This is a genomic window from Caulobacter sp. Root1472, from assembly GCF_001426985.1.
Classification (GTDB): Bacteria; Pseudomonadota; Alphaproteobacteria; order Caulobacterales; family Caulobacteraceae; genus Caulobacter; species Caulobacter rhizosphaerae.
Map to the genome: position 1 here is coordinate 1 of NZ_LMFX01000036.1, position 26,912 is coordinate 26,912.

A 26,912-nucleotide genomic window follows, 5' to 3' on the forward strand; every position below is an offset into this window, starting at 1 on the left:
CCAAGTGGCGACCATCGAGCAACTGGCCACGCTGCCGGCGCTGGCGACGAGCGACTCGGCCGACGATCTCGAGTGGCATCTGGAATCAGATGATGGCCGTGCCCATGTCGTCCGCGTCCAGCCGCGCATGGGCTGCGAGGCCATGACGACCATACGGGACGCAGCGATCGACGGCCTCGGCGTAGCGATCTTGCCCGATCACGTCTGTCTCGAGGCTTTGGAGGCCGGGCATCTGGTGCGGGTGCTGCCGGCCTGGCGAGGGTTTCAGGGCATCGTGCATCTGGTCTTCACGACACGCCGTGGTCTCTCCCCTGCCGTTCGAGCCCTGATCGATCATCTCGCGGCCGGATTTCCGCGCGATGTCCTGAGCAAGCGAGCTTGACCCCATACAAAGGGAGGGCGGCAACACACGAGTACTTGGCTGCCGGCGAACACCTTTGCGGAAGCAGGATCAGCGCTTCACCGGCGGTGTTGAAGGTCAGCTTCCTGGAGGCGCACCAAGGGCCGCGATTGGCGCGGCCTCGCCACGACAGCCCATCGGGAGATGGACTGTCGTTCTCGGGGCATTGTCGCAGTTGTAGCGGCGAATCGAGCGGCTCGCCGCGCCGCGTTATTGCTTGGCGATCGCCGTGACCTCGCCCGATCCATCATGGAGCTTCAGGTCGAAGACCACCTTGTCGCCGACCGTGACGCCGTCCAGCAGGGCTGGCGCGATCTTGAAGCCCATGGTCATGGCCGGCCAGCCGGCCTCGGGGATGGCTTCGTGGTCCAAGGTGATCGTGCCGGCCGCCTTGTCGATCGCCGTCACGACGCCGACGCCCTTGGCCATCTTGTCGGCGGGCGCCATGTCCATGCCGGCCATGTCGCCGCCCGCCGCCGGGGCGGGCGCGGCGGCTGAGGCCGGCGCGGCGGGAGCGGCGGGCACCTCGGTCTTGCGGCCGCAGGCGGCCAGGCTTGTCGTCGCCAGCAGGGCGGCGAGGGTCAGGGACAGGGTCTTCATCAGCTAATCTCCTTAGGCTGAGGGGGAAGCAGAAAAGGACGTCCGGGTCCGTCGGCGGCGCAGCAGCAGGTAGCCGGCCGGGACGACGAACATCGACAGCAGGGGCGCGGTGAGCATGCCGCCGATCATCGGGGCGGCGATGCGGCTCATCACTTCGGAGCCGGCGCCATGGCCCCAGAGGATGGGGGCCAGGCCGGCCAGAATCACCGCCACGGTCATGGCCTTGGGCCGCACGCGCAGCAGGGCGCCTTCGCGGACGGCGGTCTCGACCTCCTTGGGATTGGGATCAGGCGGCAGGGCCTCCATGGCGTGCTTGAGATAGATCAGCATCACCACCCCGAACTCCGCCGAGACCCCGGCCAGGGCGATGAAGCCCACCCCGGTGGCCACCGACTGGTGGAAGCCCGCCAGATAGAGTGTCCAGATGCCGCCGGTCAGGGCGAAGGGCAGGGTGGCCATGATCAGCCCCGCCTCGTCGAAGCGGCGGAAGATCACGTAGAGCAGCACGAAGATGATCAGCAGGGTGGCCGGCACCACGATCTTCAGCCGATCGGCGGCCCGCTGCAGATATTCGAACTGGCCCGAGTAGGAGAGGCTGACGCCGGGGGAGAGCTTCACGCGCTGATCGACGGCTTGGCGCAGGTCTCCGACCACAGAGGCCAGGTCTCGGCCCCGCACATCGACATAGATCCAGGTCGTGGGACGGCCGTTCTCGCTCTTGAGCATCGGCGGCCCGTCGGCGATGCGGACGTCGGCGACCGTGCCCAGGGTGATCTGCTGGCCGCCCGGCGTCAGCACCGGCAGGGCCCGCAGGCCCTCAAGGCTGTCGCGAAGTTCGCGCGGATAGCGGACGCTGATCGGATAGCGGGCCAGGCCCTCGGCCGTCTGGCCGATGGTTTCCCCGCCGATCGCCCCGGAGACGATCGACTGGATGTCGTCGATGTTGAGGTCGAACCGGGCGGCGGCGGCCCGGTCGATGGTGACGTCTACATAGCGCCCGCCGGTCAGCCGTTCGGCCAGGGCCGAGCTGACGCCGGGCACGCCCTTGGCGACGCCCTCGACCTCACGGGCGATGCGGTCCAGTTCGGCGAGATTGGCGCCGGAGACCTTGACCCCGATCGGGCTCTTGATGCCGGTGGCCAGCATGTCGATGCGGTTGCGGATCGGCGGCACCCAGACATTGGTCAGGCCCGGGACCTTCACCCGCGCGTCCAGCTCGGCGACCAGCTTGTCGGGCATCATGCCCGCCCGCCACTGGTCGCGCGGCTTGAAGCGGATCGTGGTCTCGAACATCTCCAGCGGGGCCGGATCAGTGGCGCTCTCGGCGCGGCCGGCCTTGCCGAACACGCTGTCGACCTCAGGCACGGTCTTGATCATCCGGTCGGTCTGCTGGAGCAACTGGCCGGCCTTGGCCGCCGACAGCCCCGGCAGGGCCGAGGGCATGTAGAGCAGGTCGCCCTCGTCCATGTTGGGCATGAACTCTCCCCCCAGATGCGCCAACGGCCAGGCCGTGGTGGCGAAGGCCAGGGCCGCGATGACCAGGGTGGTCCGGGGCTTGCGCATCACCCAGTCCAGGCCCGGACGATAGGCGGCGGTCAGAACGCGATTGATCGGGTTGGAGGCTTCGTCCGGGATCTTGCCGCGGATCAGGTAGCCCATCAGCACCGGGATCAGGGTGACCGAAAGGATGGCCGCCGCCGCCATGGCGTAGGTCTTGGTGAAGGCCAGGGGCCGGAACAGCCGGCCCTCCTGGGCCTGCAGCGTGAAGACCGGAATGAATGACAGGGTGATGATCAGCAGGCTGAAGAACAGCGCCGGCCCGACCTCGGCGGCAGCCTCGGTGATCACCCGCCAGCGCGTGTCGCCGTCCAGGGTCTTGCCGGGATGATCGTGCGCCCATCGCTCCAGCTTCTTGTGGGCGTTCTCGATCATCACCACGGCCGCGTCGACCATGGCCCCGATGGCGATGGCGATGCCGCCCAGCGACATGATGTTGGCGTCGACGCCCTGGCTCTTCATCACCAGGAAGGCGGCCAAGACCCCGAGCGGCAGCGAGATGATCGCCACCAGGGCCGAGCGCAGGTGGCCCAGGAAGAGAGCGCAGACCAGGGCGACGACCAGGAATTCCTCGAAGAGCTTGCCGGTCAGGTTACGGACGGCCCGGTCGATCAGGCCCGATCGGTCATAGGTGGTCACCACCTCGACACCGGCGGGCAGGCTCTTCTTCAGCTCGGCCAGCTTGGTCTTCACCGCCGCGATGGTGGTGCGGGCGTTTTCGCCCGAACGCAGGATCACCACCCCGCCGGCCACCTCGCCCTGGCCGTTAAGCTCAGCGATGCCGCGCCGCATCTCCGGGCCGATCTGGATGGTGGCGACGTCGCCCAGCCGCACCGGGACGCCGCCGGCCGCGGTTTTCAGGGGCACGGCCTGGAAGTCCTCCAGGGTCTTCAGGTAGCCGGTGGCGCGGACCATGTATTCGGCCTCGCCCAGCTCCAGCACCGAGCCGCCAGTCTCGGCGTTGGCGCCCTTGAGGGCCGCGACGACCTGCTGGTGGGTCACGCCGTATCCGGCCAGTTTCACCGGGTCGAGCACGACCTGGTACTGGCGCACCATGCCGCCGATCGCCGAGACCTCGGCGACGCCCGGCAGGGTCTTCAGCTCATAGCGCAGGAACCAGTCCTGCAAGCTGCGAAGCTGGCTGAGGTCATGGCCGCCGGTCCTGTCGACCAGGGCGTACTCATAGACCCAGCCGACCCCGGTGGCGTCGGGACCAAGCGCGGGCCGGGCGCTCTCGGGCAGCCGCGCCTGGACCTGATTGAGATATTCCAGGACCCGCGACCGAGCCCAGTAGAGGTCGGTTTTGTCGTCGAAGATCACGTAGACGAAGCTATCGCCGAAGAACGAGTAGCCGCGCACGGTCTTGGCGCCGGGCACCGACAGCATGGTGGTGGCCAGCGGATAGGTGACCTGGTTCTCGACCAGCTGAGGGGCCTGGCCCGGATAGCTGGTGCGGATGATCACCTGGGTGTCGGAAAGGTCGGGCAAGGCGTCGATCGCGGTGTCGCGCACAGCCAGACCGCCGGCGACGATCAGGGCCAGGGCCCCGAGCAGCACGAAGAAGCGATTGGCGACCGACCAGCGGATCAGGGCGGCGATCATCGGTTTGCTCCGGTCTTGGCGATCCGGCGCACGGTCGGGCCGGCTGCCGGCTGGTCGAAGGCGAAGCTGACCTGGTCGCCGGGCTTGAGGCCCTTGAGCAGCATCGGGTCGGCGCGGAAGGCCATGGTCATGGCGGGCCAGCCGATTGCCGGCACCGGGCCATGGGAGAGCGTGATGCTGTCTTGGGTCACCTGTTCGACGCGGCCGGCGGCCTCGGCCAAGGCGGGCTTGGCGGCGGCGGCCGGCATGGCCGACATCGCCGATCCTGTCGCGGGCAGCGGGCGAACGTTAAGGCCCGCCAGGCTGGCTTCGGAGTCGATCAGGAATTGGCCTGAGGCGACGACCTTCTGGCCTGCTTTCAGACCCGCCAGGATCTCGCTCTGGCCGCCGGCCTCGCGGCCGATCTTGACCTCGACAGCCTGGTAGCGGCCGTTCTCGCCCGCCAACATGACGATCGCGCGCGGGCCGGTGCGGATCACTGCCTCGGAGGGCAGCAGCAGGGCCGGTCGCGCGTCGCTGTCGAAGCTGACGGTGGCGAACATGCCTGGGCGCAACTTGCCGCCGGGATTGGCCAGCTCGATGCGGGCCTGCAGGGTTCGGCTGTCGCCCTGGGCCTGAGGCAGGATCGCCTGCACCGCGCCGCGCAGGGTCTCGCCGGGATAGGCGGCCAGAGCGACGCCGACGCTCTGGCCTTGGCGTAGCTGGCCGGCCTGGGCCTCGGGCACGGCCGCGGTGATCCAGACGCGCGACAGGCCGTTGATCTCCGCCAGGCCCTGGCCAATGGCCACAGTCATGCCGGCCCGGACGTCGAGCTTGGTGATTACCCCGCCCAGCGGCGCGCTGACCGTGATGGTCGTGCGGGCGCGGCCATCGCGATCGACGGCGGCGATCACGCCTTCGGGCATGCCGAGCAGTCGCAGGCGTTGGCGGGCGGCAGCGGTCAAGGCGGCGTCACCGGTTCTCCTGACCGCGAGATATTCGGCCTGGGCGCCGCCCCACTCGGGGACCAACAGATCAGCCAGGGGCGCGCCGGCCCCGATGACGTCGCCCGGCGCGCGGCCGTAGACCTTCTGGACGAAGCCGCCGGCGCGCGCCTGGACCACGGCCACGTCGCGCTGGTTGAACTCGACGACGCCGGTAGCGGTCAGGCCGCTGGTCAGGACGCCCTGACGGACCTCGACGGTCCGCACCCCGAGGTTCTGGGCGCTGGCCGGATCGATGCGCACCCCGGCCGAAGAGCCGGTGGTGTCCGCCTCGCCGGCGTATTTGGGGACCAGTTGCATGTCCATGAACGGCGACTTGCCCGGCTTGTCGAAGCGCTGGGCCGGGACCATCGGGTCGTACCAGTAGAGCACCTTGCGGCCGTCGGCGGGCGCGCCGGACATCGCCGGCTTGGCGGTCAACCGGGCCAGGCCGTAGCCGCCAGCGCTGGCGACAACGACCAGCGCCGCGGCGCCGGCCAGGAGAAGCTTCATCGGTGGAGAGGCGCTCATTGGTCGTCGCTTCCATAGGTCAGGGACAGGCGGGCGGCGTCGATGGCGACGGCGGCCTCGCGGTCGAGGGTGGTGAGCTGGGCATCGGAGAGGCCGGCGAACGCGGCCAACACGTCGGGCAGGGCGGCCGTGCCGGCGCCGTAGCCGGCGGTCTCCAGCTCGGCGCGCTGCTTAGCCAGCGGCAGCAGCGTGTCGCGGGCCCGCAGCCATTGCTCGTGGTGCATGACGTGATCGGCCAGGTCGGCTTCGAGCTGGGCGGCCAAGGCGCGACGGGCGTCCTCGCGCTGGGCGTCGGCCCGGCTGGCGCTGGCGGCGCGCGCGGCGATCATCGGGTCCTGGCGGCTCATGACCCACAGCGGCAGGCTGACGCTGACCCCGGCCGAGACCATGTCGCCGAACATCGGGTCGCGGCGCTGATAGGCCACCTCCCAGCTCCAGTCGGGGCGCTTGTCGGCCTTGGCCAGGGCGACGTCGGCCTGGGCCTGGCGGGCGGCGGCGTCGCGGGCCAGCAGGGTGGGGTTGCGGTCGATCGCGGCCCTCAAGGTCGCGGGTTCCAGATCGAGATCGGGCGCCTGGCCGATCGCCTGCGGATCAGGATCGCCGGTCCAGCGCGTGAGGGCCGCGCGCGCCCGTCCCAGTTCCGAGACCGCCTCGCTGCGGCGATCTTCAAGGGCGGCGCGCATCTGGGCGGCTTCGAGCGCCTGGGCCGGCCGCGAGCGCCCAGAGGCGACACCGGACGGCGCGGCGGTCCACAGCGGGTCAAGCTGGGCGATCACGCCGTCGAGGGCGGCGAGCTTGCGCTGGGCGTAGAGCAGTTCGATCCAGGCCAGGGCGGCGGCGACCCGGACCTGCCGGGCCTCGACGGCGCCTTCGGCCCCGGCCGCGACGATGTCGGCCTGGGCCCGTCCGATCCGCGCCTGACGCTTGGCGGCGCTGGGCACGTCCTGGCTGTAGCCGACCCGGCCCATGGTCATCTCGTCGGCGCCGAACCGGCCGGCCGGCGGTCCGGAGACGGGGAAGTTGTCCAGACCCAAGGCCAGCTTCGGGTCGGGCAAGGCGCCGGCGGCTTTGGCCGAGGCCTTGGCGGCCTCGACCTGCAGGGCGGCGGCTCGCAGCGCCGGGGCGTTGGCGGCGGCGGTGTCGAGGGCCTGGCCGTAGGTCAGAGGCCCAGCCTGGGCGGCGCTGGCCAGCAACGCCGCGGCCAGGGTGATGGCGATACGCATCGGGGATCCGATCACGATGGACTGTGGAATTTGGGCGGCTGGAGGCGAAGGCCTGGCGGGGAGGGGCCCCGCCAGGCTTCCATCGTCCGCGCCATGGGGCGCGGACGATGAGCGCGTTAGCCGCCGTGGCCCGGCTTGGACGCGGCGGAGCCCTTCATCATCGGGCAGTCGCAGTCCTTCATCGCCATGGCGGTCTTGGCCGCCGCCTCATCGACCTTGATGTTGCGGCGGAAGACGTCATGCGGGTTCGATGACGGGGGGGAGGCGCGGTAGGTGATCCCGGCGTCGGTCGACGGCGAGGCCAGGGCGGGCGAACCCGCGATCGCGGAGAGAGCAGCGGCGGCGAAGGCGGCGGCGATGGTCTTGGAGATTTGCATTCTGATACGTCCTGAAGGGTTAGGAGGCCGCGCGAAGGCGGCGCTCGGATCCCGGACGTGACGACAGGCAGGCGCGCGAATGCGCGACCCCGGCGACACGGCGCGGGATGGACCCGCGTCAGACGCGGGCCAGGATCAGGCGATCAGTTTGGGTGGTCGTTCGTCGCGCGGCGGCGCGCGGGTGCGCAGCGGATCGGCCAGGGCCGCCACCAGGCGCATGGGCGCGATGGCCGGGAGCTGGATTTCCGAAGTGGGGAGCGCGGCGATCGTCGCACACAGGGCGGCGCAGATCTGGGCGCAGGACTTGCCGTCGTGCGGCGACTTCTGGTTCTCGTCGCAGCAAGGATCGTGGCTCGCCTTGGCGCCGTCCGTGGACTGGGCCATCGGCATGGCCGTGCCAGCGATGGCCTCGGGGCCAGCCTTGGCGCACTCGACCTGCGCAGCCGCGGCGGTCACCGGGCTGATCAGCAAGGCCAGGACGGCCAGGAAGGCAAACAGGTGCCGCATCGCGGTGAAACTTAGATCCGTAGGTCCAGCTTGTCGATCCCTAGAGGCATCTCCTCCCGCCCTCTACCTCTACGCTCGCTGTGGAACTGGATCCGCTGCGGGCCTCCCTGTACATCTCCCCCACGAGGGGCCGTCATCGGTTGCACCCCTCTGAATGTCCGGTTCCTGGAGGGATCCGAGAGTCTGCAAATGGCGCCTTCGTCGGATTTGCGGACGTTTCGGCCGACCGGACAGGGTGGTGACCTTCCACTTCCAGAGCCGGGAGCTTCTGGGTGATCATGCAGAAGATCGATACCGCCTGGAGCCGGCTGGCGTACGAGGTAACGCCTACTCTAATGCGTCATCCCCTGAGGCCTCGGAGAGGCCATCCGGCGTCACCTCGGAGCGCCTACGCCCGGCTCTCGACCGCCACCGGCGGGTTGGCGCGGTAGCGGAAGTCACGCAGCCGCGCCTCGCCTGTCCCGGCGGCATAGAGGCCGATCCGCAAGGACAGGAACCCGCCGAACACGTTGTGGTGCAGGCCCGAGACCTCCATCCGCGTGCCGTGACGGATCCAGGTGCGGCCGTCGTCGTACGAGTAGTGGAAGGTGACGACATTCTCGATATTGCTAACCCGCAGGCGCAGCTTGCGCGCGTCGTGGGGGATCCGCGCCCAGGGCAGCTCCTCGGAATATTCGAAGATCTTCAGAGCCGTGGGCGTGAAGCCCAGGCCCACGAAGGCCTTGTGATTGTAGAACAGCAGGATCCCCGCCTCGGCCTCGCCGGTCAGCTCAAGGCTGATCTCGGCCTCGTATGAGCGGTCGCCGACCAGGCAGGTCAGCGGCGAAGAATCGGCCGGCGAGGTCCCGCGGCCCTTCAGGCGCAAGCTCCCCCGGTCGATGACGGCGCGGCCGGCATCTTCGGGCTTGGGGTCGTGGAAGCTCCACTGCACGCCGAAACGATCCTGCGAGAAGTCGTCCGACAGGCCCGGCGCGGACGGACCAGCCTTGCCGCCCCGGGGCTTGGGCAGGGGTTTTGAAAGGTCGCCGCCCAGGGCCCGGAACCAGCCGTCGGCCGTCCATTCGATCGGCTCCAGCAGGGTCTGGCGGCCCAGGGTGCGGTAGCCGTTCTCGTAGCCGTGATAGACCATCCACCAGTCTCCTGCCGGGCCCTCGACCAGACTGGCGTGGCCGCGCGACCACCAGGGCTCGGCGGCGCTCCTGGTGCGAACCAGCGGGTTGTGCGGGCAGTGTTCCCAAGGGCCGTGGATCGAGCGCGAGCGGGCGGCGATGACCATGTGGCCGGTGGCCGGCCCCGCCGTGCCGCCGACGGCGGTGATCAGGTAGAACCAATCGCCCCGCCGCAGCAGCTTGGGCCCTTCCGGCGCGAAGTTCTCGACCACCCAGTCGTCGGGATAGCGCCAGGGCTCGTAGGCTTTTTCCAGGACGCCGTCGGTCGCCAGGCCGTCGTCGGTCAGGCGGATCCTGCGCACGCCATTGACGAACAGATAGCGCTTGCCGTCCTCGCCGACGACATGGCCGGGATCGATGCAGCCCGAGATCTTCAGGTCGACCGGATCGCTCCACGGTCCTTCGATATGGTCGGCCCAGATGGCGTAGATCGACCATCCCTGGCCAGTCGGATCGGCCGGGATGTAGATGAAGTAGCGGCTGTCGTGCTTGACCAGGTCGACCGCCCAGATCACCCCTAGCGGCTTCCTCAGCGCCGGCCCGACCGGCGTCCAGTTCACCAGGTCCGTCGATTTCCAAATAACCAGGCCGGGGTACGAGAAGAACGACGAAAACGTCATGTAGTAGGTCCCGCCGTCCTTCAGGATGGTCGGGTCGGGGTGATCGCCGGAAAGGATCGGGTTGTGGAAGGTCCCGTTGCCCAGGTCGGCCTTGCGCTGGCCGTCCGCCCCGGCGCCCCAGGCGGGCTCGGAGGCTTTCGCTGTCTGCGCCCTGAGAGGCGCAGCGTCGGCGATCGCCGGCAAGGCCGCGCCGGCCAGCAGGCCCTTGAACAGATGACGACGAGGCAGGGCCATGAGCGGGAGGGTCCAGATTGATAGCGCTATCGTGCCTATAGAGAGGCCGTCGGATGTGGTCCAGCGGCGGCCGGCGGTCCAGCCTGTCGAGCTGAACGTCGCCTTCCTGGCGGCGCGTCAGGGTCCGTGATTGGCCCTGGATGACCTCGGAAAAGACGTCGCGGTCCGCCGGGAGAGTGTAGGTCGCCACCGTTGGAGGCCGGGAAGGACTGGAAGCCGTGTTCGCTCGTGAAACGGCCAACCTTGGTCCGACTGGGATTTTCAGCCGCTTATCGCTCGCCCAGAGCGCATGATATCTGCGATGGGGTCACCGCCCGTTTTCGATAGATCGAAGGACCTGCGCGACCATGGATCGAAGCGCCGCCCGGCCAGGCCTGCCCATTGTGCGCGACCTTCTCCTGACGCTGGTTCTCCTGGCCGCGAGTCCGGCGGCCGCCGACAACCCCATCGTCGGGGGTTGGTACGCCGATCCGGAGATCCGCGTTTTCGACGGCCAATATTGGATCTATCCCACCTATTCGGCGCCGATGGACCCGAGCGATCCCCAGCCCAGCTTCACGCCTCGGCAGGTGGCTGAAAGAGCCAACCCCGCGATCTGGGCCCCGTTCCTGAGGCACACCTTCATCGACGCCTTCTCCTCGCCAGACCTCGTCCACTGGACAAGGCACGAGCGGGTGATGTCGGTCGAGAGCGTCGCTTGGGCCGCCTATGCGGTATGGGCCCCATCCGCGATCGAGCGCAACGGACGCTACTACCTCTTCTTCGGGGCCAACGACATCAAGTCCGACAGGCAGACGGGCGGGATCGGCGTGGCCGTCTCCGACCGTCCGGACGGACCCTTCCGCGATCTCCTGGGCAAACCGCTGATCGGCGCGATCCACAACGGCGCCCAGCCGATCGACCAGATGGTGTTCACCGACGACGACGGGCGGACCTACATGTTCTACGGCGGCTGGGGCCACTGCAACGTCGTGAGGCTGTCCGACGACCTGACGCGGGTGATCCCGTTCGACGATGGCGAGACCTTCAAGGAGATCACGCCCCAAGGCTATGTCGAAGGTCCGTTCATGCTGAAGCGGAAGGGGCTCTACTACCTGATGTGGTCCGAAGGCGATTGGACGACAGCGGAGTATCGCGTGGCCTACGCCATCGGCGCATCCCCCTTGGGACCGTTCCGGCGCGAGGGGCTGATCCTGGAACAGGACGCCACGGTCGCGCGAGGCGCTGGACACAACTCGGTCGTGAACATTCCCGGCACTGACGACTGGGTCATCGCCTATCACCGGCGTCCGCTGGACACGTCGGACGGCAATCATCGGCAGTTGGCGCTCGATCGACTGGTTTTCGACTCCAAAGGTCGGATCAAGCCCGTGGTGATGACCAGGGAGGGCGTCGCGGCCCGCCCGCTGGCGCGGCCCCGATAAGGTCTTCGACCTTGCGCCGCGCCGCCCGATGTCAGCCGACGCCTGACCTCGCTAGGAAGCAGCACCAGATTGCAGCCCTCCACGTCTTGGCGCGAGCTAAGGCCGCAATGGCGTAGCGGCTTCAGGGGCAGGGAGCTTCGAACTGGTGGTGGCCCGCGCCTACCTCGCGGCTGAGCCCCGGCATCGACACCGTCGCGCGGCTGTTGGCCGGCACCTGCAGCGTCAGGCTCACGCGGTCGCCCACGATCCGCCAACTGGTTTCGATTCGGCCGCGGACGCAGTCCAGCGTCGCGCCGGCGGACCCGATCCTGCGGTCGACCAGGGGTGCGACCCGAAACTGGCTGAAGCCTGGCTCCGTCGGCTCGATACCCGCCACCCGTCGATAGAGGAAAGCGCAGACCGCGCCCAGGGCGTAGTGGTTGAAGGAGTTCATTGACACGTCGCCGGTGTCGCTGTTCCAGCGTTCCCAGGTCGTCGTCGCGCCGCGCCGAACCATATAGCCCCACGAGGGGTAGTCGGTGCGCAGCAGCAGGTCGAACGCCAAGCGCGTCTGGCCGACGTCGGCCAGGGCGTCCAGGGCCAGCGGGGTGCCCAGGAATCCGGTCGAGATCAGGCCGCCGCGCCGCTGGATATCCGCGGCCAGTTTCGCTCCGGCGGGCTTGCGCAGGTCCGACGGCAACAGCCCCAGGCGCAGGGCCAGGATATAGCCGGTGTGACTGCCATTGCCGACGGTCCCGTCAGCCTGGACATAGGTCCTGGCGAAGGCCGCGCGCGTTTCCTGGCCTTGCCTGCGCCACCGCTCGGCGTCGGAGGATCGGCCGGTCCACACGGCCATCTGGGCGAGTTGATCCACGGACCGGGCCAGCATGGCCGTCGCGATCAGGTCCTTGGGCGTGGTCTCGTCCCCCGGCTGCTTGGCGTCGAGCGCCAGCCAGTCGCCGAGATCGGCGCCGCGTCCGGATCGCCAGACGCCGTCGGGATTCTCGGCGAGTATCCCAGTGAGATAGGCGTTCATCGCCGACCAGTTGTCGTCGACCACCGCCCGATCGCCGGTATGCAGATAGCCCACATAGGGCAGCATCACCCCGGCGTCGGCCCAGCCTGGCGTCGCGGTCGTCGTGTTCCACCCCAGCCCGCGCGGCGAGGGAGACCACATGGGATAGGCGCCGTTGGCTGCCTGGTCGTCGCGAAGGGTCCGCGTGAACGACCGGGTGAAGCCGCCGACATCCATGTTGAAGGCGGCCGTCTCCCAGAAGACCTGGGCGTCGCCGGTCCAGCCGAGCCGCTCGTCGCGCTGGGGACAGTCGGTGGGAACGCCCATGAAGTTGGAGCGCTGGCTCCACAGCGAGTCGAGCCACAGCTTCTGGATCGTCGGCTCGCCGACGCGAAACACGCCGATCTCGGGCAAGTTGCTCGACAGGACGACGCCTTCGACCCCGTCGAGCGTCAGCGCGGCCGGCCCTTCGACCTCGGCGTAGCGGAAGCCCTGATAGGTGAAGACGGGCTGCAGGGTTTCGACGCCGCCGCCGCCGAGCACGTAGCGGTCCTCGGCCCGGGCGACCCGCAGATTGCGCCGGTCCAGCTCGCCGTCGGCGGCCAGGATCTCGGCATGGCGGACGGTCACGTGATCGCCGCGGGCGCCCTTGATCTTCAGGCGGACGCGCCCGGCGAAGTTCTGACCGAAATCGACGATGTGCCGGCGCGGCCCAGCGCGGCGGATCGATGCGGGTTTGAGCACCCGGACCTCGCGGATCGGTTCAGCCAGCGGAGCGCAAGGCCTGGCCGCCGGCGCGGGCGCGGTCCAGGCCTTGGACCAATCGCCGTCGTCGAAGTTCGGCTCGGCCCAGCGCGGCGGCCATAGGCGAAGGTCCTGGTCCTCACCCGCATAGATCTCGGACATCAGGATCGGCGAGGAGGCGTGGCGCCAGTCCTTGTCGGTGGCGACCCGCTCGATCCTGCCCGCCGCGTCGCGGCTTTCGATGAAGAGGCGGAGGCGCCGCGGGGCCGGACCATAGGCGTAGCGTCCGTCCGGCGCCTGGTAGCTGGCGTAGAAGCCGTCGCCGACCAGGGCGCCGACGGTATTGTCGCCTTCGCGCAGCAGGGCGGTCACGTCATAGGTGCGGTAGGGCACATGGCGACGGTACTCGGAACCTTCCGATTGGAGTTCGTCGTCGCCAACCCGTTCGCCGTTGATCCACAGCCGATAACCTCCCAGCGCGGACACGTAGAGGCGCGCGCCCTGCGGCTTTCCGGACAGGTGGAAGGCGCGTCGCAGCAGGCGGGCCGGCGTCGGCGGCCAGGGGAAGTGCGGTTGAGACTCGAGCATCGACGCCGGCGCCCACGGCGCCTGATCCCCCGCACGCATCTCCCAGCCATCGACGATCCGCATGACGCCGGCGTCGGGCGCGGGGACCCGGAGCTGGGCGGCGATCGATGCGGTCCCGGAGCCCGAGGGGCCGGCCTTGGTCACCACCTCGGCCGTCAGGACGTGGGCGCCCGGCGCCACGGCCAGGGGAAAAGCGATGGCCGGCGGATCGCCATAGCCGTTGGGACCACGCGCGGGCAGGGCGATGGGAGCGCCGTCGAGGGCCAGTTTCGAAAGTTTGCCGTCCGCGATGATCGTCAGCAGGCCTTCGCCGCCGCCCGATCGGAAGGCCAGGCGGAAGGTGCAAGGCTGGGAGCGCGAAGCCGTCGTTCCGCTCACCCACCGCACGCCCGCCTCGCGATCGTCCCGCTCGACCTGGCTCTCGACCGCCAGCCAGTCGCCCGTCCAGTCGGCCTCCTCCAGCAGGCCCATCTCCCACGACGCCGGGGCGCTCCAGTCCGAAACCTCGCCGGCGCCGTCCCAAACCCGCACGCGCCAGAAGCATTTCTGGCGCGATGAGAGCGCCGAGCCGCCATAGGCGACGCCGGTGCACGCCGCGCCCGGCGTCCGCCCGCTGTCCCAGAGATCGGCGATGTTGGCCCGAACCTTCGCCAAGGTCGAGGCGACGACGACCTGATAGGCCGACTGAACGGTCCCCGCCGGCCCGGTCAGCCGCCAGGACAGGCCAGGGCGCGGATCGTCGATTCCCAGCGGGTCGGACCGCATGGCCGTCCTGAGACCGACCGCTTGCAACGCGGCGCGCGGCGCGGCCGTCGAGGCTTGTCCAAGAGCGCCGGACAGAGAGCCCGCCAGCAGGATGGAACGACGGTTCAGCTTCAACATCATCCCCCACAATGGCGCCGTGCGACTCGGTCGTCGGAGCACGGCGGTTTTGTCGGATATATATTACCTATCGCTCGTGGGGCGTCGACGACGCGGCTCATCGATCGATCCGCAATGCGTTTGGTTTCGCGCGAACCTTGCCGTGCAATCGCCGAACTCATCTCCAGGTTCGACAACCCCTTGGACGACGGCGGCGCATTGAGGCCCAATCGCCCAGGTCCCTTGCGGTCCCAATCTTCCAAAAAATTGCCCGGCCGATTGGGTCATCGAAGAGGCCCTGTCGATCGGACGTCGAACTTCAAACATCGAAGGTGGCGTCGAAAGTGGTCACGTCGGTCCATTCACGGGAGCCGGGGCGGGCGGGCTATGCGATAGCCGGAAGCCGATGGATGTGCTTGTCGAGGGTCAGCGGATAGTCGCGCACGCGCACGCCGGTCGCGTTGTAGACGGCGTTGGCGATGGCCGGCGCCACCCCCGTCAGGCCAAGTTCGCCGACACCCTTGGCCTTGACTGGCGACATGGTGGCGTCGACCTCGTCGACGAACATGACATCAAGATGCGGTATGTCCGCGTGGACGGGCACTTCGTAGCCAGCAAGGTCGTGGTTGATGAACAGTCCGAAGCGCTTGTCGAGCACCATCTCCTCCATCAACGCCGCGCCGATCCCCATCGTCATGCCGCCGATGACTTGGCTGCGAGCGGTGACGGGATTGAGAATGCGCCCTGCCGCACAGACCGCCAGCATCCGGCGCACACGGATGACGCCGGTGTAGCGGTCGACGCCGACCTCAGCGAAATGCGCGCCGAAGGTCTGTTGGGCGTAACGATCCTTGAGATCGCCATACGCCATGCTGTCCTCGACCACGAGATCGCCGTTGCGCGCGGCGTCCCCCAGCTTGGCCGAACGGCCCGAGGAGCGAACCTCGCCGTCGGCGAACACCAGGTCGGGCGTGTTGAAACCCAGCTCCCGCGCGACTGCTTCGCGCAGCTTGTGGCAAGCGGCATAGACCCCCGCCGTCACCGAGGCCGCGCCGGCCTGGCCACCGGAGCCCGGCGTCTCCGGAAAGTTGGAATCGGCGAGCCGGACCTTCACTTGGTCGAGAGGCGTCCCCATCATCTCGGCCGCGGTCTGTGCGACGATGGTATAGCTGCCGGTGCCAATGTCGGTCATGTCGGTTTCGACGGTGAGGACGCCGTCGTGCTGGAGACGTACGCGCGCGCCCGCCTTGTTGATCGGCGCGCCTCGGATCGCGCTCGCCATTCCGTAGCCGACAAGCCAGCGGCCATCCTGCCGCGTCGCCGGCGACGTCGGCCGGTCGGTCCAGGCGAACGCCTCTGCGCCGACGCGCAGGCATTCGACGAACGGCCGCGAGGAGAAGGGCCGGTCGGGCCTGGCCGGATCGACCTGAGTATCGTTGCGGATTCTCAGCTCGACGGGATCGAGGCCGACCTTCTCGGCAAGCTCGTCCATCGCGATTTCGAAGGCCATCAGCCCCGGGGCCTCGCCCGGTGCGCGCATGGCCTGACCCTCAGTGAGGTCGAGCACGGCGAGATAGCGCCGAAGTCGCCGGTTCTCGCCGCGGTAAAGCAAAGCGGTAGGCAGCGTGGTCGGCTCGGTGCGGCCGCCGGCAAGATTGCCCGACCAGCTATCGTGCCCGATCGCTGTCAGCCGGCCGTCCGCCTGAGCGCCGAGCCGGATGCGCTGAAGGGTCCGTGGCCGATGGATGGTGGCGTTGAACATGATCGGCCGCTGAAGCACCAGCTTGACCGGCCGCCGCGCCGCCCGCGCCGCCACGGCGGCAAGCGCCAGATCGATCTGCACCGTACCCTTGCCGCCGAAGCCGCCGCCCACATAGGGCGAGGAGAGGCGGATGTTTTCTTTGGGAACACCCAGGATGAGGCCAAGATCGCGCAAACCCCAATTCATCTGCTGGATCGACGTCCAGCAGAACAGCCGATCGCCATCCCAGCGAGCGATGGAGGCATGCGGCTCCATCATCGCGTGCGCCTGGTCGGGCGTGACATAGGTCTGGTCGATCTTCACCGGCGCGGCGGCGAAGGCCGCGGAAAAGTCGCCGACTCTCGTCTCGGTCGGGCCGCCGAACTCTTCCTCGACAGGGATCCGCGCGACGCCCTTGGCCGCTTCGAGGTCGAACGAACCGCCCGTCCGGTCGTAATCGACCGAAATCAGGCCCGCTGCGGCGCGCGCCTGCTCGAAGCTCTCGGCGACCACCACCGCGACGGGCTGATGGTAATGTTCCACATCGGGCGCTGCGATCATCTTCTGGACGTAGAACTTGCCAACGCCGAGGGGCCCGGTCGTCTTGTGGGTTACGACGGCGAGCACGCCCGGCGCACGCTCGGCCTCGGCGGTGTCGATCCGGGATATTCGACCTTTCGCAATGGCTGCGCCCAAGACGTAGGCATAGGCAAGGTCGTCGCCGAGATCGTCGTGTTCGGCGGCATAGGGCGCCGTGCCGGTGACTTTGAGCGGCCCCTCGATCCGTGGATGCGGCCGCCCCACCACGGCCTGGCGATCGACCAGACTCTCGCCCGCGGGCGCGTCGAACCTCATGACACAGCCGCCGGGGCGCCAAGCTCTTCCAGCAGCTGCCGATGAACGAGCGGGCGTGAGAACATCGGGAAGTTCTTGGTGACGGCCGCTTCCTGCTCGGCCATGCTCAAAGTCGCGGTGCAGTCGGTCAGCGTGACGACGCGGAACCCGCGTTCATAGGCGGAGCGCATCGTCGACTCGACGCAGCAGTTGGTGAGGAAGCCGGCAATGGCGAGGTCGGTCACACCCCGCTGCCGCAGGATAAAGTCGAGATTGGTGCTGGCGAAGCAGTCGAGCCCGCGCTTGCCCTCGACCACGATATCGCCCACGGCCGGCACCATCTCGGGAGCAATTTCGGCCCCCCAGCTTCCTTTCCGGAAAGCCTGGGCCCCCACGATCGCGGCAAGAATTCCGTAGGGCTCGGAAGGGACCTCGGGATAGCCTTCGGCGAAGCCGATCGGGGCATGCAGCACGGTCGCCCCTGCGACTCGCGCGCCCTGGGTCACCGCCCGGCTGTTGGCGAGCATGTCCGTCTGCGCCATTACGTCGGCGACCGCGGCGTGCTGCGCGCCGCCCTCGCTCACGAAGTCGTTCTGATATTCGATCAGCAGAAGCGCGGTGGTCTTCGGGTCCATGTGTCCTCCTCGGGCCGAAGTGACGTTCACCCAAATCAGACGATCGCCGGCAGCCGTTCGAGATGCTTGTCCAGCGTGATCGGGTAGTCGCGGACACGCACGCCCGTGGCGTTGTAGACAGCGTTCGCAACGGCCGCGCCGACGCCGCACAGGCCCAGTTCGCCCACGCCCTTGGCCTTCATCGGATTGGCCTTGTCGTCGGCCTCATCGAGGAAAACGACTTCCTGATGGGGGATGTCCGCGTGCACGGGCACCTCATAGCTGGCGAGATCGTGGTTGATGAACAGACCAAAGCGCTTGTCGACGGCAAGCTCTTCCATCAGCGCGCCGCCGACGCCCATGGTCATCGCGCCGATCACTTGGCTCCGCGCCGAGGTGGGATTGATGATGCGCCCGGCCGCACAGACCGCCAGCATCCGCCGGACGCGGGTCACGCCGGTATAGGCGTCGACGCCCACCTCCACGAAATGCGCGCCGAAAGTGGAAATCTGCCATGCCTTTTCAAGGTCGCCGAATTCGATCTTGTCCTCACCGACTAGGTCCCCGGCGGCCGCGGCCTGTTTGAGGTCGGCAGCGCGCTTGCCGCTGATGACGCGGCCTTTCTCAAAGATCGCGTCGGCCGAGCTGAAGCCCAGGCGCTGCGTGATCGCCTCGCGGAGCTTGACGCAGGCGGCGTAGACGCCCGCCGTGGCGTTGGCGGCGCCAAACTGACCGCCCGATCCGGCGGAGACGGGGAAGGCGGAGTCGCCCAGTTTGACGACAACGGACTCGGCCGGAACGCCCATCATCTCGCCAGCGGTCTGCGCGATGATCGTATAGCTGCCGGTGCCGATGTCGGTCATGTCGGTTTCGACCGTGACGACGCCGTCGCGACCGAGCCGCGCCCGCGCGCCGGACGCCATGTTGATATGGTTGCGGAACGCTGCGGCGACCCCCATGCCCACCAGCCACTTGCCGTCGCGAACCTGGCCTGGCGTAGCGCTGCGTTTGGACCAGCCAAACCGCTCTGCGCCTTCGTTCAGGCAGCGCACCAGCTGGCGCTCGGAGAACCGGCGCGCAGGCTTCTCGGGGTCGACCTGTGTGTCGTTCTTCACGCGGAAGGCGACCGGGTCCATTCCCAGCTTCTCGGCCATTTCGTCGATCGCGATCTCGAGCGCCATCAGGCCCGGCGCCTCTCCGGGCGCGCGCATGGCGTTGCCTTCCGGCAGGTCGAGGACCGCCAGGCGCATCGAGATCAGGCGGTTGGCGCCGGCATAGAGCAGCTTGGTCTGGTTGACCGCCGTTTCGGGACTGCCATGGGGCTGATCACCCGAGCCGCTCTCATGCGCGATGGCGGTGATGGCGCCGTCCCGCAGAGCCCCGATCCGGATGCGCTGACGAGTCGCCGGGCGATGGGTGGTGTTGTTGGGCACGAAGGGGCGCGGCATCGCAACCTTGACCGGGCGTCCTGCCGCCCTTGCGCCCAAGGCGGCCATCACCGCGTCAGCTCGCAGGAAGAGCTTGCCGCCGAAGCCGCCGCCCACATAGGGCGAGATAAGGCGGATCTTTTCCTTGGGAATGCCGAGCGTCGTGGCCAGATCCGTACGACTCCAGTCGACCATCTGGTTCGAAGTCCATACCGTCAGGTTGTCGCCATTCCAGGCGGCGATGGACGCAAACGGCTCCATCATGGCGTGGCTCTGGTCGGGGGTCGTGTACTCTGCGTCGAGCTTTACAGGCGCCGCGGCGAATGCCTGCTCGAAACTGCCGACGCGGTCCACCGGAGGCGCTGCGCTGCCCTCGCCGCTAGTTCCGCCGGTAAGCGGGGCCGTTTTCAACGCCTCATCGAGATCGAAGCGGCCCTTGGCGCGGGCATAGTCGACACGCACCAGACTGGCGGCCGCGCGCGCCTGCTCGAACGTCTCGGCCACCACGATCGCGATGGCTTGATGATAGTGATCGACCTGCGGCCCGCCGAGTAGCTTGACCGTATTGTATTTGCCCTTGCCGAGTTTGCCCGCCTCGCGGGCGGTGACGATCGCCAGCACGCCCGGTGAAGCTTTCGCTTCCGCTAGGTTCATCGAGCGGATCGTTCCTTTGCCGACAGCCGCGCCAACGATGTAGCCATAGGCGGGATTTGCGACTTCGTGATGCTCGTAGGCATACGGCGCGGCGCCAGCGGTCTTGAGCGGGCCGTCGATGCGAGTGTGCGCGCGGCCGACGACCTTCATCCGGTCGATCGGATTGGCCGAGGCGGGGGTCTCGAACTTCATGGGTTAGGCCTTCGCGTCGGAGAGGATCGAGGCGAGCGCACGGGTGGCGAGCGGCAACTTGAAGGCGTTGTCCTTGGTTGGCGTCGCCCCTTGGAACGCGCGCGCCGTGACGGCCGCGGCGCCTTGCGGCAGCAGCGCCTCGGCCGCTTCCACCCGCCAGGGCCTGGGCGCGACCCCGCCAAACGCCACGCGTCCAGCGCCATCGGGCCGGATGACGGCGGCGACCGACACCAGCGCGAAGGCGTAAGAGGCGCGGTCACGCACCTTCTCGTAGAAATGCTTTCCGCCCAGCGGAGGCGGAAGCGTTACTGACGTGACAAGCTCGCCCGGCGCCAGCACGGTATCCTGCTCCGGGTGATCGCCCCACAAGCGGTGGAAATCGGCGATCGCGATGGAACGGCGTTGGCCTTGCCCGTCCACCGTCTCGACGGTTGCGTCGAGTACGCGCAACGCCACCGCCATATCGCCGGGGAAGGTTGCAATGCACTTGTCGGATACGCCGATCACGCCAAGCTGACGTGAAGCGCCGCCGATCGCCGCGCAGCCCGAGCCGGGCGTTCGCTTGTTGCAGGGCATGTTGGTGTCGTAGAAATATGGGCAGCGCGTCCGCTGGAGCAGATTGCCGGCGGTAGACGCCTTGTTGCGCAACTGGCCCGAGGCTCCCGCAACGATCGAACGCGTCAGAACTCCATAGTCCCGCCGCACCCGTTCGTCGGCGGCGAGATCGGTGTTGCTGACCAGCGCGCCGATCCGAAGACCGCCATCCTGGGTCCCTTCGATCTTGTCGAGCGCCAGATCCTGCACGTCGACGAGGTGAGTGGGCGTCTCCACCTCGATCTTCATCAAGTCGAGCAGATTGGTGCCGCCAGCCAGGAAGCGCGCGCCGGGCCGGCTGGCGACGATCCGGGCGGCCTCGACCGGATCTTTTGCGCGCTCGTAGGTGAAGGCCTTCATGCCCGATCCTCCGCAACCTCGGCCATGGCCTCGGCGATGTTGGAATAGGCGCCGCAGCGGCAGATATTGCCGCTCATCCGCTCGCGCATCTCCATGTTGGTGGCCCGGGGCCTGGCCATGAGATCGCCTTGGACGTGGCTCGGGACGCCGCGCTTGATTTCATCCAGCACGGCAACGGCCGAGCAAATCTGGCCGGGAGTACAATAGCCGCACTGGTAGCCGTCGTGTTTTACGAAAGCGGCCTGCATCGGGTGCAGCTTCTCAGGCGTGCCGAGCCCCTCGATCGTGGTGATCTCGTCGCCTTCATGCTGGACCGCGAGGCTGAGGCAGGCGTTGATCCGCCTGCCGTCGACGATAACCGTGCAAGCCCCGCACTGCCCGTGATCGCAGCCCTTCTTCGTGCCGGTCAGGTGGAGGTGCTCGCGCAGAGCGTCGAGCAGCGTCGTTCTGGTGTCGAGCGTCAGGTGTTGCGGTTTGCCGTTGACCTTGAAAGCGACCGGCATCTGCGGCGGAGGAGAAGGCCGCACGGCTTGCGCGGCCGGCGCACCGGCCGCCGGGCTACCGACGATCACGGCGGAGGCCGCGCCTGCTGCGAGCAGATCGCGGCGCGATGGCGCGCGGTCTGGAAGGTCGGACATCGACTATTCCTTCCTTTTGGCAAGGTCTGCGCGAAGGAGCCTTGTTCTGAGCAAGGCGGCCGCATGAACACATCCAAAATGGAACGTCGAAGAGCGTGATTACGTGCCGCTCATCTGGCTCAACGCCATGATGAGCTGCGCTCAGGTACGGACGGCGCCGGCTCCTCGCGAGTCGGACTGCGCGCCTTGGAGGCGCCCACCACCGGCGCCAGGGCGTCCTGAGTGTCGGCGATCACCGTCGCCTGAAGCTCCCGCCCAACAAGGAGCGCGCTACGGGTTGGTTACGTTGTAGCGTAACCAGAGCGCACCATTCTCAAGCCGGCGATGCTCGACAAGCGCGATATCCGCGAGCTCCACGGCGGGCGCCGTCTCGTCGCCATCGAACAGGCCGGGTGCGCCTGCGCGTCCGTCGATCGCCGGCTCCAGCAGAATGCTGAGCTCATCGACCAGCCCCGCGCGCAGGAACGATCCGTTGATCGCGCCGCCGCCTTCCAGCAGCAGCCGCCGGATCCCAAGCTCGCGGTTGAGAACCTCCAGCGTCCTGGCAAGGTCGATCTCCCGCTCGCCGGCGAACACATAGCCTATGCCGTCCGCGCGCAACCCGGCCAGGTGGGCGTCGCTGACCTGCTCGGTCAGCACCACGACGAGTGGGTCGCCGCCGACGTCGGCGCGGCCCCAGACGATCTTCCCGTGTGCGTCGAGAACGATCGCATAGGCCTTTGCTTTCGCGGGCAACCACGCCGAGCGAGGTAGCTCGACCTCACTGTCGGGATAACGATCGCCCCTCGCAAACTCCTGGCCGGTCACTCGCCCCACGAGCCAGGAGCCGCCGCCCAGATTTTCGTGGAGCTGGTTATACAGGTCGGTGCTGTGAGCGCCCTTCGGCGCCCAGCGGTCCGGTAGAATGCGCCCATCGAGGCTGCTGGCCATATGGCAGATGAGGCGCGGCTTCATTGCGCCGCTCCGGGAGCGGCCTCGTTCAGCGTGGCGGATTCCTCGTCGGTAAGGTCCAGCGCGGCCGCCGCGACATTTTCTTCCAGATGGGCCACACGACCTGTGCCGGGAATCGGAAGGATGACGGGGCTGCGCTTGAGCAGCCACGCCAGCGCGATCTGACCCGGCGTTGCGCCTTTCTCCTTCGCCAGGCGGTCGACCAGACCGCCTGGCTTGGCGAGTTCACCGGCGGCGAGCGGGAACCAGGGGATGAAGCCGATGCCGTTGGCCTCGCAATAGTCGAGCACGTCCTCGTCAGCGCGGTCGGCGAGGTTGTAGCGGTTCTGGACCGTCGCGACCGGGAAGATCTTCCGGGCCGCTTTGATCTCTTCGACCGACACCTGGCTCAGGCCAGCGTGTCGGATCAAGCCCTCATCGAGGAAGGACCGGATCGCGCCGAACTGTTCCTCCCGCGGGACCTTGGGATCGATACGGTGCAGTTGCCACAGATCCAGGCGCTCGACCTTGAGCCGGCGTAGGCTGAGATGGACGCAGGAGCGCAGGTAATCGGGGTTGCCGACCTGCGGCCAAGGGTTGGGATTGTTCGGGAAGCGCACCAGCCCGCCCTTGGTCGCGACCGTCAGGGCGCGATACGGCGCCAGCGTGTCGCCGATCAGCTGTTCGCTGACGAATGGTCCGTAGCTGTCGGCGGTGTCGATGAGATCGATTCCGACGTCGGGCAGGCGGCGCAAAACGCGCTGCGCCTCCTCCCGGTCTTCGGGTTCGCCCCAGATGTTGGGACCGGTCAACCGCATCGCGCCGAAGCCGAGGCGGTTGACGGTAAGATCGCCGCCAATTGCGAATTGGCCAGAAAGGCTTGCGTCGAGCTGGCTCATCAGAACTCCGATCATTGCGCCGGTCAGGGCCGGCCCATAACTTTTGCAGCCTCGCGAGCGTTCATCGCGCGGGTCGCCTCCGAGCGCATCGTCGAGGTCGACCTGCGGCCCAATAGGCGGCGCGATGAAGGTGCGGACGCCATGGAGGGGGTGATCTACAGCTTGCCGCCGAACACCGGAAAAATGCTCGCGTCGCCGTAATTCCTAAAGCGTTCGGCTCCCTTCAGCTGGTCCATGTCCACGTCGGCGATCTCAAAATCGACCGAGGCGTTCGCGCGCATGTGGTCAGGGTTCGTCGTCTTCGGCAGCGGCAGCAGTCCAAGCTGCAGACAATAGCGAATGCAAAGCTGGGGTACGGAGACCCCGTACCGCTTGGCCATTGAGCCGACGGTCGGGTCGTCGAGCATCGCGCCATGCGCAACCGGCGAGTAGGCCTCCACCAGCACATCCTGTTCGTTGCAGTAGGCGATAAGGTCGAAGGGTGTATTGCCCACGTGCCCGAGGACCTGGTTGACCGCGGGCTTCACGCTCCCCTTGTCCAGGATGTTCTCCAGATCGACCCGCTCGAAGTTCGAGACGCCGATCGCGCGGAGCCTGCCGGCGGCATGGGCCTCCTCAAGCGCGCGCCAGACCTCGAGATTGCCCTCGAAGAAGTGCTCGCCCTGTCGGAAGGCCGTCCACGGCTGAGGGCTATGGATGATCATCAGGTCGATGACGTCCAAGCCCAGCGCCCTTAGCGATCCATCGATGCTGGCCTTGGCCCCGGCGTAGGTCTTGACCGCCGCATCGATCTTCGTCGTGACGAACAGGTCCTCACGCGGGACGCCGCTGGTGCGCAGGCCTTCGCCGACGCCGTGCTCGTTACCATAGGCCTGAGCCGTATCGACATGGCGGTAGCCGATCTTCACAGCCTGGCGGACAGCGTCCGCGGCCTTGCCGTCATCGATCCGCCAGGTGCCCAGCCCGAGCTTGGGAATGCGGACTCCGTTGGAGAGCGTGTAGGTTTCGGTCAAAATCATCTCTTCACCTCTACGGATTTCTCGGTAGGTGAGCCTCATTGCTGCGCGGTCGGCCCGGCCGCGTACTGCTCGTCCGAAACCTTCTCCATCCAAGTGACCGGCGAGCCGTTCAGCGCTTCCTGGATGGCGATGTGGGTCATGGCGGTGGTGGGCGTGGCGCCGTGCCAGTGGCGGTGACCGGGCGGACACCAGATCACGTCGCCGGCGCGGATCTCGACGACCGACTCGCCTTCGCACTGCGTCCAGCCGACGCCGGAAGTCACCACCAGAATCTGGCCAAGTGGATGGGTGTGCCAGGCCGTTCGCGCACTGGGCTCAAAGGTCACCTGGGCCGCGCCGACCCGCGCAGGCGCCTCGGCCGTATAGAGCGGATCGATCCGCACCGAGCCGGTGAACCAGTCGGCGGGGCCCGCTTGCGAGGGCCGCGAGCCGTTACGAAAGAGCTGCATGTCGGTCTCCAATCTTGGCGGGGATTGAGCGGGTAGAGGCCAGGCCGCGGGCGCGGACAGCATCACGATGAACGCGCCAAGGGCGATGCGGCGACTGCGGAAGGCTAGGGCCATGGCTGGCAAGACCCCCTAGTCGGCCCGGCGCAACTGAACCGAGACAGACCCTGGCCGGTCGAAGATCGATACATCGCCAGTCACCTTGCCGAGGACGACAATGCCGGGCTGCGGAACGCGGCCGTTGCGATAGTAGATCACGAAGTGATCCGGTCCCCAGAGGCCCAGCGTGCCCGCCGCGAAGTCGACCCCCCGGGTGGCCCGCGGGAGCGGCGCGGACAGGGCGCCGGTCTTCTCCTGGCGCAGGTGGTCGCTCATCTCAATCGTCAAGGGCAGCCTTTGGGCGAGCGCGCGGGCGGCGGGATTGTCGGCCAGCTCGGCCGTGACGGCGCCCCACTGGGAGGTGATCAGGATGTGGTCTTGAGCCATGGCGTGTCCCGTGGAGAGAAGGGTGACGCCGGCGGCGATCAACAACGAGCGACGCATGAGGGGTCTCCTTGATGTCTAACGCTGAGCGGGCCGTTACGCCGCGAGATGCTGCTTGAAGAAGCCGGTCAGCTTGTCGAACGGGATCAGGTCCACCCGGTCGTAGAGATCGACGTGGCCGGCCCCCGGGACCCAGACCAGTTCCTTCGGCTCGGCGGCGCGGCGGTAGGCTTCGGCGCTGAACTCCCTGGAGTGGGCCTGGTCGCCGCTGATGAACAACATCGGACGCGGCGAGATCGTCTCGATGTCGTTGAACGGATAGAAGTTCATGAACTTGACGTTGCTGGTCAGCGTCGGGTGCGTGGTGGTCTCGGGCGAGCCGCCGACCGGCGTGAACGCGCCGCGGGGCGTGCGGTAGAAGTCGTAGAACTCGCGCTGGATCGGATCGGTGTCGGCCGTCAGGCTGTGGGTCGTGCCGCCGGTGTAGGCGGTCTCGCCGCCTTCGAACTCGGCGTAGCGCTGCTGGGCCGCCGCGGCGATGATCGCCTTGCGCTGGACGATGGTCAGGGAATGGTTCAGCGCGTCGCGGTTGGCCGCGCCCATGTCGTACATGCTGACCGTTGCGATCGCCTTCATGCGAGGATCGATCTTGGCGGCGCTGATCACGAAGCTGCCGCTGCCGCAGACCCCGATCGCGCCGATGCGCTCGCGGTCGACAAACGGGCGCGTGCCCAGGAAGTCGACGGCGGCGCTGAAGGCTTCGGCGTAGAAGTCCGGCGAGACCGCGTTGCGGGGCGAGCCCTCGCTCTCGCCCCAGAACGGCAGGTCCAGGGACATGGCGACGAAGCCCTGTTCGGCCATCTTGGTGGCGTAGAGGTTGGCGCTCTGCTCCTTGACCGCCCCCATCGGGTGTCCGACCACGATCGCGGCGATCTTGGCGCCCTGGTCAAGGTCCTTGGGCAGGAAGAGGTTGGCCGCAACCGTCGTCTGGTACTGGGTCTTGAAGGTGACCTTGGCCACGGTCACGCGGTCGCTCTTGTAGAAATTGTCGGCGCCTGTGGGCATGGGCTTGGCTTTCGCGCTAGAGGGCAGGGACGCCGCGCCGAGGACGGCGAGGCTGGCTCCGGTGAGTTGCAGCAGGGTGCGGCGGTCGTATTTCGTCTCGTCAGGTCGCATGGGCGTCTCGTTGCGTCGGGGGTGATCGGGGCGCGCTGAACGCCCCGGCGAGGGCGGCGGCGACCAGCAAGGCGGCGCTGGCCGCGAAGGTGGCGCGATAGCCGCCGGCGTCGAACAGCAGGCCGCCGCCGGCCGCGCCCAGGGTGATGGCCAGCTGGATCACCGCCACCATCAGACCGCCGCCGGCGTCGGTGTCGTCGGGCAGGGTGCGGGCCAGCCAGGTCCACCAGGCGACCGGCAGGGCGGTGCCCACCAGACCCCAGGCCATCAGCAGGATCGCGGCGGCGAGGGCCGAGGCGCCGGCGACGAGCAGGGCCAGGGCCGTGGCCGCCATCAGCAGCGGGGCGGCGATCAGGACCCGGCGCAGGCTCTTGCCGATCACACGGCCGATCAGCGCCGTGCCGACAAGGCCCGCCACGCCCATCGCCAGCAGGACGAACGACAGGGCCGAGGCGTTCAGGTGGACGACCTGTTCGAGGAACGGCCGCAGATAGGTGAACAGCGAGAACTGG

22 protein-coding genes are annotated in these 26,912 nt (G+C 68.0%); 2 read left to right on the forward strand and 20 right to left on the reverse strand.

Annotation, left to right across the window (positions count from 1 at the left end; genetic code table 11):
• The coding region (locus ASD47_RS20630) for a LysR substrate-binding domain-containing protein (RefSeq protein ID WP_235526013.1) at window positions 1-382 on the forward strand (382 nt) is incomplete at its 5' end.
• A 228-nt stretch (window positions 383-610) separates the two neighbouring features.
• Here the strand turns inward: ASD47_RS20630 and ASD47_RS20635 are convergent.
• From ASD47_RS20635 to ASD47_RS20665, 7 genes are all read right to left on the reverse strand, one after another.
• A complete protein-coding gene (locus tag ASD47_RS20635; RefSeq protein WP_056760618.1) occupies window positions 611-1,000 on the reverse strand; it encodes a copper-binding protein in 390 nt (129 codons plus the stop codon).
• Window positions 1,001-1,012: 12 nt separating this feature from the next.
• Complete coding sequence (locus ASD47_RS20640) at window positions 1,013-4,159, reverse strand: efflux RND transporter permease subunit (protein ID WP_056760621.1); 3,147 nt, start codon at window positions 4,157-4,159, stop codon at window positions 1,013-1,015.
• A complete protein-coding gene (locus ASD47_RS20645; RefSeq protein ID WP_082564733.1) occupies window positions 4,156-5,652 on the reverse strand; it encodes an efflux RND transporter periplasmic adaptor subunit in 1,497 nt (498 codons plus the stop codon). The genes ASD47_RS20640 and ASD47_RS20645 overlap by 4 nt, the downstream gene beginning before the upstream one ends.
• Window positions 5,649-6,875, reverse strand: a complete 1,227-nt coding sequence (locus ASD47_RS20650) for a TolC family protein (RefSeq protein WP_056760626.1) — start codon at window positions 6,873-6,875, stop codon at window positions 5,649-5,651. Before ASD47_RS20650 ends, ASD47_RS20645 begins: the two co-directional genes overlap by 4 nt.
• 116 nt (window positions 6,876-6,991) lie before the next feature.
• Window positions 6,992-7,252, reverse strand: a complete 261-nt coding sequence (locus tag ASD47_RS20655) for a hypothetical protein (protein WP_056760629.1) — start codon at window positions 7,250-7,252, stop codon at window positions 6,992-6,994.
• A 135-nt stretch (window positions 7,253-7,387) separates the two neighbouring features.
• Entirely contained in the window at window positions 7,388-7,759 is a 372-nt protein-coding gene (locus tag ASD47_RS20660; protein WP_056760631.1) for a hypothetical protein, read from the reverse strand.
• 388 nt (window positions 7,760-8,147) lie between these two features.
• Entirely contained in the window at window positions 8,148-9,782 is a 1,635-nt protein-coding gene (locus ASD47_RS20665) for a family 43 glycosylhydrolase (protein ID WP_056760635.1), read from the reverse strand.
• A 347-nt stretch (window positions 9,783-10,129) separates the two neighbouring features.
• On the opposite strand from ASD47_RS20665, the gene ASD47_RS20670 reads away from it, so the two are divergent.
• Complete coding sequence (locus tag ASD47_RS20670) at window positions 10,130-11,206, forward strand: glycoside hydrolase family 43 protein (RefSeq protein WP_056760638.1); 1,077 nt, start codon at window positions 10,130-10,132, stop codon at window positions 11,204-11,206.
• A gap of 121 nt (window positions 11,207-11,327) precedes the next feature.
• Here ASD47_RS20670 and ASD47_RS20675 read toward each other — a convergent pair whose 3' ends face one another.
• The 13 genes from ASD47_RS20675 to ASD47_RS20735 all read right to left on the reverse strand — a co-directional run.
• Window positions 11,328-14,297, reverse strand: coding sequence for an alpha-L-rhamnosidase (locus ASD47_RS20675; RefSeq protein WP_235526036.1), 2,970 nt, complete (start codon window positions 14,295-14,297; stop codon window positions 11,328-11,330).
• A gap of 481 nt (window positions 14,298-14,778) precedes the next feature.
• Window positions 14,779-16,989, reverse strand: a complete 2,211-nt coding sequence (paoC, locus tag ASD47_RS20680) for an aldehyde oxidoreductase molybdenum-binding subunit PaoC (protein WP_056760641.1) — start codon at window positions 16,987-16,989, stop codon at window positions 14,779-14,781.
• Window positions 16,986-17,603: a cysteine hydrolase family protein gene (locus ASD47_RS20685; protein WP_056760644.1), complete on the reverse strand. Its 618-nt coding sequence runs from the start codon at window positions 17,601-17,603 to the stop codon at window positions 16,986-16,988. Before ASD47_RS20685 ends, paoC (ASD47_RS20680) begins: the two co-directional genes overlap by 4 nt.
• Before the next feature lie 35 nt (window positions 17,604-17,638).
• Complete coding sequence (gene paoC / locus ASD47_RS20690) at window positions 17,639-19,855, reverse strand: aldehyde oxidoreductase molybdenum-binding subunit PaoC (protein ID WP_056760647.1); 2,217 nt, start codon at window positions 19,853-19,855, stop codon at window positions 17,639-17,641.
• A 3-nt stretch (window positions 19,856-19,858) separates the two neighbouring features.
• Window positions 19,859-20,809: a xanthine dehydrogenase family protein subunit M gene (locus ASD47_RS20695; RefSeq protein ID WP_056760650.1), complete on the reverse strand. Its 951-nt coding sequence runs from the start codon at window positions 20,807-20,809 to the stop codon at window positions 19,859-19,861.
• On the reverse strand, window positions 20,806-21,447 hold the full coding sequence (paoA, locus tag ASD47_RS20700) for an aldehyde dehydrogenase iron-sulfur subunit PaoA (protein WP_056760653.1): 642 nt from the start codon (window positions 21,445-21,447) through the stop codon (window positions 20,806-20,808). Before paoA ends, ASD47_RS20695 begins: the two co-directional genes overlap by 4 nt.
• A gap of 270 nt (window positions 21,448-21,717) precedes the next feature.
• Window positions 21,718-22,401 carry a dihydrofolate reductase family protein gene (locus ASD47_RS20705; protein WP_056760656.1) on the reverse strand — a complete coding sequence of 228 codons (684 nt, stop codon included), beginning with the start codon at window positions 22,399-22,401 and terminating at the stop codon, window positions 21,718-21,720.
• The gene (locus ASD47_RS20710) at window positions 22,398-23,276 is read right to left on the reverse strand and encodes an aldo/keto reductase (protein ID WP_056760670.1); all 879 of its coding nucleotides are present in this window, start codon (window positions 23,274-23,276) and stop codon (window positions 22,398-22,400) included. The genes ASD47_RS20705 and ASD47_RS20710 overlap by 4 nt, the downstream gene beginning before the upstream one ends.
• A gap of 155 nt (window positions 23,277-23,431) precedes the next feature.
• Window positions 23,432-24,295: an aldo/keto reductase gene (locus ASD47_RS20715; protein ID WP_056760660.1), complete on the reverse strand. Its 864-nt coding sequence runs from the start codon at window positions 24,293-24,295 to the stop codon at window positions 23,432-23,434.
• Window positions 24,296-24,330: 35 nt separating this feature from the next.
• Window positions 24,331-24,744: a cupin domain-containing protein gene (locus ASD47_RS20720; RefSeq protein ID WP_056760663.1), complete on the reverse strand. Its 414-nt coding sequence runs from the start codon at window positions 24,742-24,744 to the stop codon at window positions 24,331-24,333.
• A 129-nt stretch (window positions 24,745-24,873) separates the two neighbouring features.
• Entirely contained in the window at window positions 24,874-25,284 is a 411-nt protein-coding gene (locus ASD47_RS20725; RefSeq protein WP_056760665.1) for a cyclophilin-like fold protein, read from the reverse strand.
• 36 nt (window positions 25,285-25,320) lie between these two features.
• A complete protein-coding gene (locus ASD47_RS20730; protein ID WP_156402355.1) occupies window positions 25,321-26,400 on the reverse strand; it encodes an alpha/beta hydrolase in 1,080 nt (359 codons plus the stop codon).
• Window positions 26,390-26,912, reverse strand: a 523-nt coding sequence (locus tag ASD47_RS20735) for an MFS transporter (RefSeq protein WP_156402356.1), incomplete at its 5' end; no start/stop codon positions are given. The genes ASD47_RS20730 and ASD47_RS20735, both read right to left, overlap by 11 nt.

What these genes read in the sequence shown, in the direction of transcription:
- ASD47_RS20635 (WP_056760618.1), bottom strand. Translation starts at nt 1,000, where the DNA reads ATGAAGACCCTGTCCCTGACCCTCGCCGCCCTGCTGGCGACGACAAGC.
- ASD47_RS20640 (WP_056760621.1), bottom strand. Translation starts at nt 4,159, where the DNA reads ATGATCGCCGCCCTGATCCGCTGGTCGGTCGCCAATCGCTTCTTCGTG.
- ASD47_RS20645 (WP_082564733.1), bottom strand. Translation starts at nt 5,652, where the DNA reads ATGAGCGCCTCTCCACCGATGAAGCTTCTCCTGGCCGGCGCCGCGGCG.
- ASD47_RS20650 (WP_056760626.1), bottom strand. Translation starts at nt 6,875, where the DNA reads ATGCGTATCGCCATCACCCTGGCCGCGGCGTTGCTGGCCAGCGCCGCC.
- ASD47_RS20655 (WP_056760629.1), bottom strand. Translation starts at nt 7,252, where the DNA reads ATGCAAATCTCCAAGACCATCGCCGCCGCCTTCGCCGCCGCTGCTCTC.
- ASD47_RS20660 (WP_056760631.1), bottom strand. Translation starts at nt 7,759, where the DNA reads ATGCGGCACCTGTTTGCCTTCCTGGCCGTCCTGGCCTTGCTGATCAGC.
- ASD47_RS20665 (WP_056760635.1), bottom strand. Translation starts at nt 9,782, where the DNA reads ATGGCCCTGCCTCGTCGTCATCTGTTCAAGGGCCTGCTGGCCGGCGCG.
- ASD47_RS20670 (WP_056760638.1), top strand. Translation starts at nt 10,130, where the DNA reads ATGGATCGAAGCGCCGCCCGGCCAGGCCTGCCCATTGTGCGCGACCTT.
- ASD47_RS20675 (WP_235526036.1), bottom strand. Translation starts at nt 14,297, where the DNA reads ATGCGGTCCGACCCGCTGGGAATCGACGATCCGCGCCCTGGCCTGTCC.
- paoC (WP_056760641.1), bottom strand. Translation starts at nt 16,989, where the DNA reads ATGAGGTTCGACGCGCCCGCGGGCGAGAGTCTGGTCGATCGCCAGGCC.
- ASD47_RS20685 (WP_056760644.1), bottom strand. Translation starts at nt 17,603, where the DNA reads ATGGACCCGAAGACCACCGCGCTTCTGCTGATCGAATATCAGAACGAC.
- paoC (WP_056760647.1), bottom strand. Translation starts at nt 19,855, where the DNA reads ATGAAGTTCGAGACCCCCGCCTCGGCCAATCCGATCGACCGGATGAAG.
- ASD47_RS20695 (WP_056760650.1), bottom strand. Translation starts at nt 20,809, where the DNA reads ATGAAGGCCTTCACCTACGAGCGCGCAAAAGATCCGGTCGAGGCCGCC.
- paoA (WP_056760653.1), bottom strand. Translation starts at nt 21,447, where the DNA reads ATGTCCGACCTTCCAGACCGCGCGCCATCGCGCCGCGATCTGCTCGCA.
- ASD47_RS20705 (WP_056760656.1), bottom strand. Translation starts at nt 22,401, where the DNA reads ATGAAGCCGCGCCTCATCTGCCATATGGCCAGCAGCCTCGATGGGCGC.
- ASD47_RS20710 (WP_056760670.1), bottom strand. Translation starts at nt 23,276, where the DNA reads ATGAGCCAGCTCGACGCAAGCCTTTCTGGCCAATTCGCAATTGGCGGC.
- ASD47_RS20715 (WP_056760660.1), bottom strand. Translation starts at nt 24,295, where the DNA reads ATGATTTTGACCGAAACCTACACGCTCTCCAACGGAGTCCGCATTCCC.
- ASD47_RS20720 (WP_056760663.1), bottom strand. Translation starts at nt 24,744, where the DNA reads ATGCAGCTCTTTCGTAACGGCTCGCGGCCCTCGCAAGCGGGCCCCGCC.
- ASD47_RS20725 (WP_056760665.1), bottom strand. Translation starts at nt 25,284, where the DNA reads ATGCGTCGCTCGTTGTTGATCGCCGCCGGCGTCACCCTTCTCTCCACG.
- ASD47_RS20730 (WP_156402355.1), bottom strand. Translation starts at nt 26,400, where the DNA reads ATGCGACCTGACGAGACGAAATACGACCGCCGCACCCTGCTGCAACTC.